The sequence below is a fragment of the Microcoleus sp. BR0-C5 genome (assembly GCF_036705045.1).
GTDB lineage: Bacteria > Cyanobacteriota > Cyanobacteriia > Cyanobacteriales > Microcoleaceae > Microcoleus.
Window position 1 is genome coordinate 108,360 of the sequence record NZ_JAUBTR010000013.1, and the last position, 12,154, is coordinate 120,513.

General features: G+C 44.2%; 13 protein-coding genes and 1 pseudogene. 6 read left to right on the plus strand and 8 right to left on the minus strand.

Going from position 1 to position 12,154, the window contains the following annotated elements:
• The first annotated feature begins 740 nt into the window (after nt 1-740).
• The 4 genes from QUB08_RS09055 (at nt 741) to rpsU (ending at nt 5,002) form a co-directional block, all read left to right on the plus strand.
• Nucleotides 741-1,469 carry a Bax inhibitor-1 family protein gene (locus tag QUB08_RS09055; RefSeq protein ID WP_333224424.1) on the plus strand — a complete coding sequence of 243 codons (729 nt, stop codon included), beginning with the start codon at nt 741-743 and terminating at the stop codon, nt 1,467-1,469.
• A 239-nt stretch (nt 1,470-1,708) separates the two neighbouring features.
• Complete coding sequence (locus tag QUB08_RS09060) at nt 1,709-3,292, plus strand: tetratricopeptide repeat protein (protein ID WP_333224425.1); 1,584 nt, start codon at nt 1,709-1,711, stop codon at nt 3,290-3,292.
• A gap of 207 nt (nt 3,293-3,499) precedes the next feature.
• A protein-coding gene (gene prfB / locus QUB08_RS09065; RefSeq protein ID WP_333224426.1) for a peptide chain release factor 2 occupies nt 3,500-4,634 on the plus strand; the annotation gives its coding sequence in 2 pieces (ribosomal slippage) (nt 3,500-3,571 and nt 3,573-4,634; 1,134 coding nt in all).
• 173 nt (nt 4,635-4,807) lie between these two features.
• Nucleotides 4,808-5,002, plus strand: a complete 195-nt coding sequence (gene rpsU, locus QUB08_RS09070; RefSeq protein ID WP_006632476.1) for a 30S ribosomal protein S21 — start codon at nt 4,808-4,810, stop codon at nt 5,000-5,002.
• 11 nt (nt 5,003-5,013) lie between these two features.
• Here the strand turns inward: rpsU and QUB08_RS09075 are convergent, their stop codons facing one another.
• The 8 genes from QUB08_RS09075 to QUB08_RS09110 all read right to left on the minus strand — a co-directional run bounded on the left by QUB08_RS09075 (nt 5,014) and on the right by QUB08_RS09110 (nt 9,811).
• Entirely contained in the window at nt 5,014-6,477 is a 1,464-nt protein-coding gene (locus QUB08_RS09075; protein ID WP_333224427.1) for an AtzE family amidohydrolase, read from the minus strand.
• Between the two features lie 24 nt (nt 6,478-6,501).
• On the minus strand, nt 6,502-6,678 hold the full coding sequence (locus tag QUB08_RS09080; RefSeq protein WP_333224429.1) for a DUF4089 domain-containing protein: 177 nt from the start codon (nt 6,676-6,678) through the stop codon (nt 6,502-6,504).
• Nucleotides 6,679-6,797: 119 nt separating this feature from the next.
• Nucleotides 6,798-7,259 carry a KGK domain-containing protein gene (locus tag QUB08_RS09085; RefSeq protein WP_333224430.1) on the minus strand — a complete coding sequence of 154 codons (462 nt, stop codon included), beginning with the start codon at nt 7,257-7,259 and terminating at the stop codon, nt 6,798-6,800.
• A 100-nt stretch (nt 7,260-7,359) separates the two neighbouring features.
• A complete protein-coding gene (locus tag QUB08_RS09090; protein ID WP_333224432.1) occupies nt 7,360-7,812 on the minus strand; it encodes a hypothetical protein in 453 nt (150 codons plus the stop codon).
• 11 nt (nt 7,813-7,823) lie between these two features.
• Nucleotides 7,824-8,132: a hypothetical protein gene (locus tag QUB08_RS09095; protein ID WP_333224433.1), complete on the minus strand. Its 309-nt coding sequence runs from the start codon at nt 8,130-8,132 to the stop codon at nt 7,824-7,826.
• 26 nt (nt 8,133-8,158) lie between these two features.
• A complete protein-coding gene (locus QUB08_RS09100; RefSeq protein ID WP_333224435.1) occupies nt 8,159-8,902 on the minus strand; it encodes an amidohydrolase family protein in 744 nt (247 codons plus the stop codon).
• Nucleotides 8,903-9,030: 128 nt separating this feature from the next.
• Nucleotides 9,031-9,474 carry an ISAs1 family transposase gene (locus QUB08_RS09105; protein WP_333224436.1) on the minus strand — a complete coding sequence of 148 codons (444 nt, stop codon included), beginning with the start codon at nt 9,472-9,474 and terminating at the stop codon, nt 9,031-9,033.
• Nucleotides 9,416-9,811, minus strand: coding sequence for an ISAs1 family transposase (locus QUB08_RS09110; protein ID WP_333224438.1), 396 nt, complete (start codon nt 9,809-9,811; stop codon nt 9,416-9,418). The genes QUB08_RS09105 and QUB08_RS09110 overlap by 59 nt, the downstream gene beginning before the upstream one ends.
• Nucleotides 9,812-9,999: 188 nt before the next feature.
• Between QUB08_RS09110 and QUB08_RS09115 the strand changes: the two are divergent.
• Both QUB08_RS09115 and QUB08_RS09120 read left to right on the plus strand, forming a co-directional pair.
• Nucleotides 10,000-11,262, plus strand: a pseudogene (locus tag QUB08_RS09115) (IS4 family transposase).
• A 413-nt stretch (nt 11,263-11,675) separates the two neighbouring features.
• Complete coding sequence (locus QUB08_RS09120) at nt 11,676-12,080, plus strand: transposase family protein (RefSeq protein WP_333224439.1); 405 nt, start codon at nt 11,676-11,678, stop codon at nt 12,078-12,080.
• Nucleotides 12,081-12,154: the final 74 nt, after the last annotated feature.

A 12,154-nucleotide genomic window follows, 5' to 3' on the forward strand; every position in this document is an offset into this window, starting at 1 on the left:
GCTACCTTAGCAATTAACGGAACCGATTTTAGATTTTAGATTTTAGATTTTAGATTTTAGATTTTAGATTTTAGATTTTATATTTTAGATTTTAGAAGTTTCTGGCCCCTAGTTTCAACTAAGTCGCAAATCAAAAACCTAAAATCAACTGTGGCCCCTGTCTCTAGCATATACTCCTTAATCCCCAATCGTAAATCCCCAATCCAAAATTGATTTACATCCGCTATCTGCGATTTGATAGACTTTAAGCTGGCCCCTGGCCACAGATAGCGCCTGCCCTTTAACCTCAATTATAGCTTTGCCGCGACGCGCAACGGTGCGAGACAGCGACACGGCACATACCTGTACGCAGTCGATTATAAACAATCGATCCCTGCTTTGGACAGATTTCACCCCCGTTCTTTATCAAATCTTTAAACTCTTTGAGGTTTTGCAAACAAACTGTAAAGCTGTCAAAATGATATAGCAATCCTTGCAGGAGTCGTAAATTATTGACCAGGAATTTCAAAGGTGGTACCCGCCACGTGATTTATCCGTGGAATCAATCCCAAATCTCAAATCGAAAATCCTCAAGAAAGAGCATTTATCCGTGGGGTCGCCTCTAAAATCGAAAATCGAAAATCGAAAATCGATTGACCCCACCCCAACCCTCCCCTTATCAAGGGGAGGGGGTAAGAAATTCACAAATGATTTAGGATGGCTATAGATAGCAATTCTCAGCCAAAATTAGGTAAATCCTCGTGAGTAACACTAGCAATTTCCGCGAAGCCGTGCGCGAGGCCAAAAACCACGCGCTGGTAGGCCCCAACGTCATCTCCAACGCTCTCCCCTTCGTGGGCGGGGGACTTGTCTTAACTGCTGTCGGCACCTACGGCGGCCTCGGAGTGATTCGTAACTATCCCGGAATCTTCTTTCCCACCTTCATCGCCGCGATCGTCCTACAATTAATTCTGTTCTTTGTCGCCCGCGGCGTAGCCGAACAAGGTAACAAAAATACCGCTTTGCCTCTGCTGGCAACCTACAGCTTGCTTACAGGCTACACCCTCAGCGGGTTGGTGTCTATAGCCCTCAGAAGCGAAGGCGTCGGCATCGCCGGTATTGGTTTTGCAGCCCTCGGCTGCGGCATTACCTTTATCGCCGCCCGCCAAATTGGCTCCAACCTTTCTGAACAAGACGGCATGGCCCTCACCAAAACTATCAGTTTAGGTGTGATTGCTTTATTGGTCGTCGTTGGCGGTCAGTTTCTGCTCTCTCTATTTGGCGTCTACACCCCAACCTGGTTGGAAATTGGCATTTCTGGCATCGGCGTGTTTATATTTGCCGGCGCTGCGATCGTCGATTTTTACATATTACCCCGCAGCTACCGCGACGACCAGTATTTGCCCGCTGCTCTGTCGATGTACTTGACCTACATCAACTTGTTCATTTTCATTCTGCGCTTGCTGATTGCTCTCAACGGCCGGGATTAATTGAAACTTTAGCTTAAAAAAACCGCGGCCCGATGTCGATCTGGCCGCGGTTTTTGATTAAGATTTACCACCAAGATAGTCCTCATCGCGTCCTCTGTGCGTCATAAACAAAACTTATATCATGTCCGGTGCAGGCATGAGGTATAATTTTACTTTTTAATCACTCAATCAAAACTCTTGTTATCTAATTCTGTCGATCGCGATTTCAATATTAATCACAAATTAATTGGGGAAAACTCATGTACTTAAAATATGAAGATATCAGGAGAGTCAGCGTAGAAATTACCTCCAGGTGCAATGCAGCTTGTCCGCAGTGTCCCCGCACCGGCAACCCGATTTTGCCGGGGGCAGAATTAAAGATGGAGGATATTGAGAGAATTTTCCCACAAGAGTTTTGCTCTCAGTTGGATTTGGTGTATATGTGCGGCAACTACGGCGATGCTATGACTAGCAATACCACAATTCCCGCGATCGAGTATTTGCACCGCATGGGAGTTCCTCACATCTGCCTGTACACCAACGGTAGCGGACGCAATCCAGACTGGTGGCACAGGCTGGCAAACGCGATGACAGGAGAACACGATCGCGTAATTTTTAGTATCGACGGGTTGGCCGATACTAACAGCATCTACCGCCAAAATACCAACTGGGACAGGATAATGCAGTCGGTTAAGGCTTTCATCCAAGCTGGCGGAAAAGCTGTATGGCATTACTTGATATTTGAACACAACCAACACCAAGTAGAAGCCGCACGGGATTTAGCCCAACAACTAGGATTTGTCGAGTTTGTACCGAAAGCTACTTCTCGTTTTGTGGCGAAAGAGATTTATGAGAAAGAGTCCGCAAATCAACAGCCTCAGAAGCCAGAAAACTCTCAGGTAGAGGCTAAGATCGATCGCCCAAACCAACCAGCAACAGCTAACGTATCAGCCCCTCAGCATCAAGAACAGGCCGCGCTTGGGTTCCACCGACAAGCTGAGGAATGTTTGAAACAAGGAAAGCTATCAGAGGCGATCGCAGCCAGCCAACAAGCCCTAAAAATTCAACCTAATTTTGCAGCAGCCTGGAAAACTTTAGGCAATGCTGTTCAAGGTTTGGGGAAGATGCAAGCAGCAGCAGACTGTTACGCAAAAGCCCTCAAAATTCAGCCTAATTTTCCAGAAGTTTATGCTAATGTCGGCAGTCTTTATGCTCAACAGCAACAGTGGCAGCCAGCTAGTGCTTATTACCAAAAGGCGATCGAGCTTAAACCCAATTTTGCAGGAGCTTATCGCAATTTAGCTAAAGTGTTGACGCAGTTGGGGCAACCAGAAAAAGCAAATTATGCTTGGTATCAAGCTATAGCTATCGAAACCTCTCAAGCACCAGAACCAACTCGTTTTGTTCCATCAAAGTCAGCCAGCGAAGAACTTCAACCCCCATCTTTGGAACAATATAAAAATCCCCAGGGAGACCAATTTATTCAGGCTGTAGAAACATTTGGTAGCCTAAACAATTACTACCGAAATGTAGAAATTAGCTGCCAAACTCAAGCCAGCAAAGATATTTTTATCAGTTTTGAAGCGGAACTCTGGCCTTGCTGTTGGGTAAGCCATACTAAATACGCGGTGTATAACCATACTTACAGACCGCAAATGCTGGCGTTAATTGAAAAGTATGGAAATGGCTTTAATTCTCTCAGAACTCAATCCGTGAAAGATGCGATCGCCAGAGATTGGTTTCGCGAAGACCTGACAAAAAGTTTTTCCTGTTCTAAAAGGTTGGACGTATGCGCTCACGAATGCGGTAAAACTTTCAATTCAACAGGTTCGCAGTATATATAGAAATCCTAAATGAGTGGTAATTTTTTTACCCCACCCCAACCCTCCCCTTACTAAGGGGAGGGAGTAAGAAATTCATAAAGCATTTAGGAGTGCTATATAAGAAGGAAGGCACGACACGGATTTGGACACGGATACATGGATTAATTTTTGAAATGTCGAAATTTCAGCTAAAATCAATATTACCACCCACAACTAGGAGAACTCACAGTGGAAGTTCTAGACATCAAACACAATATCGAAACTTTGTCCGATCGACTGGGTACAACCCAGGACTATCTTTGACATCCCCGCACTCACAGCCAAAATTCAAGATTTAGAGCAAATCTGCGCCCAACCAGCATTTTGGGACGACCAAGATCGAGCTCAAGAAACCCTCCAAGAACTTAATGATTTCAAATCTCATTTAGACCAATACCGCGGCTGGCAAACGAGCTTGGAAGATGCTAAAGCTATTTTAGAACTGCTGGAGTTAGAAGCCGACGAGTCCCTGTTCCAAGAAGCCTCATCGAGTCTTTCTCAGTTAACCCGCGAACTCGACCAGTGGGAACTGCAACAATTACTGTCTGGGCCTTACGATGAAGGCGGCGCCGTTTTGACGATTAACGCCGGGGCAGGCGGCACAGATGCTCAAGATTGGGCGGAAATGCTGCTGCGGATGTACACCCGCTGGGGGGAAAGTCAAGGTTACAAAGTACATTTAATGGAAATTTCCGAGGGAGAGGAAGCAGGTGTTAAATCGGCTTCTTTGGAAATTGTCGGCCGCTACGCTTACGGTTATATGCGATCGGAAAAAGGCACTCACCGTTTGGTCAGAATTTCGCCTTTTAATGCTAACGACAAGCGTCAAACCAGTTTTGCAGGCGTTGAAGTGATGCCAGTTCTCGATCGATCCGTCAAATTGGACATCCCAGAAAAAGATTTGGAAATCACGACTTCCCGCGCAGGCGGTAAGGGCGGGCAAAACGTTAACAAGGTAGAAACCGCAGTCCGCATCGTTCACATTCCTACCGGTTTGGCTGTCCGTTGCACTGAAGAACGCAGTCAGTTGCAAAATAAGGAAAAAGCTTTGGCATTACTCAAAGCTAGACTGTTGGTGATTGCGAAAGAACAGCGGGCTTCGGAAATTGCCGAGATTCGCGGCGACATGGTGGAGGCGGCTTGGGGCAACCAAATTCGCAATTATGTTTTTCACCCGTACCAAATGGTCAAGGATTTGCGGACTGGGGTGGAAACAACCGCCATCGCAGATGTGATGAACGGTGAATTAGACCAGTTTATTCAAGCTTACCTGCGGCAGGAAAATCAGTTGATAGCCCAAACCGATGCAACCGCGCGAATATAATTCGCGCCTTGACATACAAAGTCGGCCTGTGCAGACTAAAGAATCAAGAGCGGTGATGGCAGCGGATTTGCTATAATTTTGGGGTTTTGGTCGATCGCCCGACCTTCAACAGGTCGCGCGGTCAAAAACCTTGATATGATAAAACTTGATCTGACAAACACTAAGGAGAAATAATGACCCAAGTTGTAATAGGCGAAAATGAAGGGATTGAGTCAGCCCTACGACGGTTTAAGCGACAAGTTTCCAAAGCGGGAATTTTCCCCGACATGAGAAAGCACCGCCACTTTGAAACCCCGTTGGAAAAGCAGAAGCGCAAAGCTATTGCCAGAAGGACTAAGAGACGCTTTCACCGCAATAACAAACCCTAGAATTATTAGCACTAAATTGATTCGGCAGATATAATGCCTTGCGATTCTAGTACCGCAGCGACTCGGAGAATCACCGCTTCGCTGTAGGGAGCACCAATAATTTGTACCCCCAAGGGCAAAGCGCCGGGCCGCTGTACGGGTACGCAAAGAACGGGCAAGCCAATAAATGATAGGGGTTGGGTGAATAGTCCCAAATTGGGACGTACTAAGATTTCTTGTCCGGCTATTACCATTTTCTCGACGCCAATTTCAGGGGCAGCTATCGGGGTTGCGGGTGCGAGGATGATGTCTGTGTGTAGGAATATTTCGCGAATTCGATCGCGGTACCACTGTCTGAATCTCTGCGCTTGCAAATACCAAGTCGCAGGAATCAGGGTTCCCGCTAAAAAGCGATCGCGCGTCGCCGGATCGAAGTCTTGAGGGCGCGATCGCAAATTGTCCAAATGCAAGTTTCCCCCCTCGCAAGCGGTAATGATAAATGCCGCAGCCCTGGCGCGATCGGATTCCGGTATGGTGACAGTTGCAAGCCCCCCTATTTTTGGGGGGTTTGTTGTTTTTTCTGTGCCATTACCACTATCCAAGACATTTGTCAAGGCTTTAGCAACTATTTCTACAGCCTCCATTGCTTCCGGTTCGGCCCCTGTGGCGAAATACCCGTCAGCAACAGCAATTCGCAATCCTTCGATGCCTTGATTTAACTGCGACGAACAAAGTTCTGGGGGGCGTTGAGTGCAAACTGGGTCACGAGAATCAGGGCCTTGCAGGATATCATACAGCAGCGCCATATCTCTGATCGATCGACCAAACGGCCCCACACAATCCAAACTACTCGAAAATAAATAAGCGCCAGCCCTGGACAAACGGCCGTAAGTAGGCTTAAACCCAAAGACACCGCACAAAGCAGCAGGTACGCGGATGGAACCATTAGTATCAGAACCGAGAGTGACGGGTACAAAGCCGGCGGCGACTGCTGCTGCGGAACCGCCGCTGGAACCGCCAGCGATGCGCGCAGTATCGCGGGGATTGCGAGTCGGGCCGTAGTGGCTGTTTTCCGTCACGAAACCGTAGGCGTACTCATCCATGTTGAGAGTACCCACGAGCACAGCCCCGGCTTGTTTGAGTCGGGCGACCACAGCCGCGTCCTGGGTAGCCGGAGGATTGTCAGCGTTGATTTTTGACCCTGCTAGAGTAGTAATTCCGCCGATGTCGAACAGGTTTTTGACTGCGAAGGGAACGCCTGCTAAAGGGCCTGGGTTTTGGTTATTTGCGATCGAATTATCTATATTTTCGGCTGCTGCGAGTGCGCTTGATGCAGTGATCGCAGTAAAGCAATTAAAAGCTTTATCCTTAACAGCAATCCGTTCCAAAGCAGCACTTACCGCCTCTGTAGCCGTAACCTTACCACATTTAACAGCCGCTGCCGTAGCAACCGCATCAGCCTTCTCTAAAAAACATCTGCGTTCATCTGCGTTCATCTGCCCTCATCTGCGGTAAAAAATCTAAGGTTCAAACACCGGCGCGACTTCTACTTCTTGAGGTAAAGGGAATTCAGTAACCAGTCGGGCGATCGCAGCTATCCTCTCGAAGTTTACCACAACACCGGGCCGATGTTCTGGATCTAACGGTAAGTTTATCAGTTCGGAAGTGCGATCGACATATTCTTCTACATTTACCATGAGTCCCTCCCCAAAAAACATCAGCGTTCATCCGCGTACATCCGCCCTCATCTGCGGTTGAAAATCTAAGGTTCAGATATAAGTGCGATGATTATTGTATTGTAATAGCGATCGGGCTGTCAGTTGTTATTGCTCAGTTTTTTGTATTCCTCTGATTGTCTGATATCATCTAGAGGTGATTTTTGCTCTAGTGGTTCATCAGGACAAAACTTTATAGATGTCTGCGGTTCCCCCGACTGGAAACTTCTATTAACTTCTATTTTAAGCTTTCCTTTTTGCCAACCTTTGGCACCAATTTTGAGAATTTGACAATCGATTCCTTCTTGAGGGGAACTCCAGTTTATCTCCCCTGTCTGAATAGTTGTTTCTTCGTTAATCGACAGAGATTGCATCCAATAATATATCGATTTCTTGCGAGATTCCTTTTCTGCTGCCTCGATAGAAAATAGTATATAATCAAACTTCCTAGCGACTAGCTCTTTAAACCTCCCCACCGTAAAAGTAGCTTTCCCCAATAACAAAACATCATCATCCCCATCTAGTATCTCATAGCTTCTATTGATTTCATTTTTTTCGTTCATTTTTTTTTACAAAATTCTGCTGCTTCCTATTTGATACCATTTGAAGGTATGTGAGTCAAGATGGTCAAGAAACAATTTGCGAGAATCGCACTTTTCCCACTCAAACACTGACAGTTTCCCGCAACTTCTCAACAGCAACATCCAGCGGAGGCAAAGTAAAATCTTCAGCATCCATTAATTCCTTAACCTTCTCAAAAATCTCAACCTCCGCCTCTTCCTGATCCGTCAGCTTATCATAAAAACAAGGGTCAGTAAACCACTGCTCAAAAGCAAACCTTAAAACCCCATTCGCGTCAAGCATAAACTGCCAATACTTAGAAACTCGGTTATCAACTACTTCAAACAGCGGTGCCGGAGTCTGTATGGGATAATAGCTGTAATTATCATCACAAATATAGTACCAAACTCTTCCCTGCCCCGATCGTATTGCATAAACAACATATTCCTTGCCAACTGTCAACGGCAATTCAACCTTTTTAGTATAACCTCTTGCCGGATCGATATAATTTTCCGGGAGAACTGCCCCAGTATTAGCAATACAGCGAACAATCATAACTTATCTACCTATAAATTCTTAGGTGCTATTTTAGGATATTGTCGTTTAAACTTTAATTCAACTTGTTGGAAAAATTTTGCATTTTCAAACCAGTGCACTTGTACGGAAGCTCCATTAATTACAAAAGCCTGAATGCTAGTTATTTTGTACCAGTCTTCGGGATTACCTCCATAGAGAGCAACCAGTCTGGAAACATCCCCTAGTATATCGTCAGGCCCGCCCTGAATTGCTCTACAATTACCAGCCTTAGCATCTTGCAACAGAAGTTGCTCCTGCAAATTTCTCGGACTCTCATCGGGAATAGCACCTTGATTCACAATTTAACAGCTTCAAATATTGTTTGTCAAATACCATAAAAACTAATCTTAGCAGGTGCAGTTTCCGCCAGCAACTTACCGCGCGAAATCACAAACCGAACCGCAGCGCGCCTTCTAATTGCATCATAACAATCCTCAGCATCCAACACAATCAAATTTGCAGGTTTCCCTGCCTCTATCCCATAATTATCATCACCCAGATTGAGAGTTTTAGCACCGTTGACAGTCACCATATTAAAACAAGCTTCAATCTCAGCCATTCCCGTCATCTGACAAACATGAACCGCCATATGAGCGACATCCAACATATTTCCCGTACCTAAACTATACCAAGGATCTTGCACGCAGTCGTGACCAAAACTCACATTCAATCCCTGCTGCCACAACTCCTTAACTCGCGTTACCCCACGGCGTTTGGGATAAGTATCAGCGCGGCCTTGCAGGGTGATATTAATTAAAGGATTGGCAATAAAATTAATTCCCGATTTTACCAAACTTCCCATCAGCTTAAAAGCATAAGCATTGTTGTAAGAACCGAAGGCAGTCGTGTGGCTAGCTGTCACCCGCGAACCCGCCCCGCTTCTAATCGCACAAGCTGCTACCACCTCCAAAAATCTCGACTGTTCATCATCGATTTCATCGCAGTGAATATCTATTAATCTATTGTATTTTTCCGCAAGTTCAAAAATTCGCTCAACCGACTTCACCCCATCTTCCCGCGTCAACTCATAATGCGGAATCCCGCCCACAGCATCCCAGGGTAAGAGCATCTCAATCACGCTTGACAAAAGGACTCAGAAGAATCTAATATATTGTCAGCCAAACAAGAACGGATAATTTGAATCAGATAATTATTATCCATAGCTGCCCTTTTCATTTTTTGTCGAAGACTACGTTTTTAAGTCGGTTCACGATTGAGGGCATTCAGCGCAATACGTCGCAGGACAGCTAAATTATGGGGACTGTGGAAAGAGCGAATCCGGCAAGCATCTTCAGCAAAGGTACAATCTAAAGTCCAATGAGCCTCATTTTCAATCCCCCAATGTTTTCGGATAGCTCGACCTAAAAGTTGAGCATCACTATCTAAAGAAGTTAGATAAAATTGCACTTCCCCAGTAGTTTTATTCCAAAGATGACGGACTCGAACCACCATGACCACACTTTTAATTCCCGCCCCTAATCTGGGTTGGTAAAGCTCACTGATGACTGTAATTGGCACCGACCAAACTTGACGGATTTCTCTAGGATGATGACCGGATTCAATCCGTTCGTCATAACTAACATCAAGCCCAGAAAAATGATGCGCCGAGTGCTTGTTGAAACCATTCTCTAACCTGAGCATATAAAGTTGGATGATTAGCTTTAAGTGAGAGAACATAATTCCCTTTCTTGTCAATAATCTTTTGAGCAATCTCAGTTTTAGTCCCCATCGCATCAATAGTAATGATACAATCAGTAATGTCTAGCAACTCTAATAAGGCCGGAATCGCCGTAATCTCATTGGATTTATCATCCACTTTCATCGATGCCAAAACTACACGTTGTTCAGCAGACCAAGCATTAATAACATGAAGTGCCGATTTCCCTTGATTACGGTCATAAGAACCTCTAATTGTCTTACCATCAATGGGAATAATTGCTCCTCCTGTCCATTTGTGACAAGTTAAGAAAAAGTGCAAATTGTCAAGGGGTAGACAAAAAAAGGTAAAATAGGATTAAACCTTTACGGGGCAAGCAGTTGAGCCATAATTGAACCAGTTATGATTCGCAAAAAACGAATCAACCGAGATCATGCAAAGAAAAAAAACGTCCCCAAGTAGAAAATGAAGTGATCGCGAATCACCTGGAAGATTTATTAATTCCGGCAATGGCTGCCCAAAAAACTTTTTATCGGCAACTAAATTTAAGAGATAGAATTCTAACACTACCATTAATGATGGCAGCAATATTAAGTTTATTATGGCGATCCGTAGCAGGAGTAACAGAGTTAACCAGATTATTAAATAGAGAAGGATTTTTAGGGTGTCAGCCACAAGAAATTAGCCAACAAGCATTATCACTCAGATTTTTAACTTTTCCCGCAATTTTATTTGAAAAAGTATTTAAAGAATTACTACCTCATCTTCGACGAAAATGGTTGATGAGAAAATCGAGACCCTTACCAGATAGCGTACAATTTGCCTTAAAAAACTTTGAGAATATCTGGATAGCTGACGGCTCAACATTAGAAGCCTTATTTCGTAAACTAGAAAGTTTAAAAGTTTATCAGATCTGCCAATTGGTCAATTAGCCGGAAAAATGGGAGTAATTATAGACCTAGTAACTCATCTTCCCGAAGAAATTTGGTTTGGGGAAAATCCGAAACAAGCAGATACTAATTGGGAGGAAGGTTTACTAAAAACAGTTAAGCCTAAAACCTTACTATTATTGGAATTAGGCTTCTATCATTTCGCTTTTTGGTCAAAACTCATTTCTCAAGAAATTGGATTTATCACTCGAATCAAGAAAGGTGCATCTTATCAAATCGAGCGGGTATTAACCAATACTTATGATGTCAAAGACCAGATAATTAAAATAGGTGCAGGCACAAAACAGACACCAGCTTTGACTATAAGATTAGTACAGATTCGCTCTAAGACTTCCAGGCGTTCTTATCTGACAAGTGTCCGAGAACCTGAAATATTGCCCCCTTATGTAGTAGCAGATTTATATCAAAGACGCTGGTGAATTGAAGACGCATTTTGGACAGTAAAAAGATTATTAAATTTCAGCTATTTATGGACTGGTTAATTAAACGTAATCAAGCTCCAAATCTGGGCTACTTGGCTATTTTATGCGGTTTTAGTAGATTTAGGAGATGCGGTTGCCGATGAATTAGGAGTACCAATTGAACGGGTTTCATTAGAAATGATTTATCGGGGGATCTATCATTTTTCGGTTGCCTATCAAAAAGGATTAGCTTCTAACGAAAGTTAAGTATTTTGCCGCCGATAAAAATCAAGATTTAGGGATTGTTAAGCGACGGCGAGAACCTCATGTCAGGCTAATTATTTCTCCTTTCCCTGGAACTAAAAGAAGTCCCGAACAATTTTTTTTAAATAATAAAGGAACAAATGGAGTCATATTTTAATTGGGTCAAGAGGCAAAAAATAAGTAAGATTACTCATTGACAATAGAGCTTTTAGCTTAACTTGTGAGTAATGCGCCGAACTTGAATTCTACATAGTCAGCGTAGTGTTTCAAATATGGGTCAGAACGAAATTTCTGGACGCTCGAACCAATTTCCTTCAAAGTAAAAGGATCTGGGCGCTGTTTTGGCGGAACTAAAACCTTAACTTCCGCCCAAGGATTTTCGAGAACCAGCTTCTTTTTCTGTGCCCATTCCTAGCAAGCGTTCATCATTACAATGCGTTCGCGTACCGTGCTCGGTTTAAGGGAGAGCTCAGACAACAGCCAATCTCTAACTTTCTCAGCAACACTTACAAGACCTCTTGCAAAAGTCCCCAATAAGGGCAATAGTAAGGTGATAGAGAGGAAAAACTGATGACTTACGAACAAGTGCAAAGTTTAAAGCCAGAAGCCTTCAAGCGATTCTGTGGCGTTGGGCCTACAACTTTTGATGAAATGGTGTCAGTTCTACAACAACAGAAACGCAAGAAACGCAAACCAGGTCGCCCCCCTAAACTGAGCTTAGAAGACCAGGTACTGCTGGCATTACAATATTGGCGAGAGTACCGTACCTACTTTCACATTGCTCAAAGTTGGAACATCAATGAATCCACTGCGTTCAGGAGCGTCAGATATGTAGAGGACACATTAATTCGTTCAGGTCGGTTTAGCTTACCCGGAAAGAAAGCACTGCTGCAACCGGACTCAGTTTTAGAAGTAGTTGTGGTCGATGTGACCGAAAGCCCAGTTGAGCGTCCAAAAAAAAACAACGACAAGTAGACATCTCCAAAAACAATTAAAGCCTTTGTGTAACGCCGGCTGTATGACGTAAATGCAATCATCCTAAATTAGCG

Coding starts and splice junctions, on each gene's coding strand:
- QUB08_RS09060 (WP_333224425.1), top strand. CDS start 1,709: ATGTACTTAAAATATGAAGATATCAGGAGAGTCAGCGTAGAAATTACC.
- rpsU (WP_006632476.1), top strand. CDS start 4,808: ATGACCCAAGTTGTAATAGGCGAAAATGAAGGGATTGAGTCAGCCCTA.
- QUB08_RS09075 (WP_333224427.1), bottom strand. CDS start 6,477: ATGAACGCAGATGAACGCAGATGTTTTTTAGAGAAGGCTGATGCGGTT.
- QUB08_RS09080 (WP_333224429.1), bottom strand. CDS start 6,678: ATGGTAAATGTAGAAGAATATGTCGATCGCACTTCCGAACTGATAAAC.
- QUB08_RS09085 (WP_333224430.1), bottom strand. CDS start 7,259: ATGAACGAAAAAAATGAAATCAATAGAAGCTATGAGATACTAGATGGG.
- QUB08_RS09090 (WP_333224432.1), bottom strand. CDS start 7,812: ATGATTGTTCGCTGTATTGCTAATACTGGGGCAGTTCTCCCGGAAAAT.
- QUB08_RS09100 (WP_333224435.1), bottom strand. CDS start 8,902: ATGCTCTTACCCTGGGATGCTGTGGGCGGGATTCCGCATTATGAGTTG.
- QUB08_RS09105 (WP_333224436.1), bottom strand. CDS start 9,474: ATGCTCAGGTTAGAGAATGGTTTCAACAAGCACTCGGCGCATCATTTT.
- QUB08_RS09120 (WP_333224439.1), top strand. CDS start 11,676: ATGACTTACGAACAAGTGCAAAGTTTAAAGCCAGAAGCCTTCAAGCGA.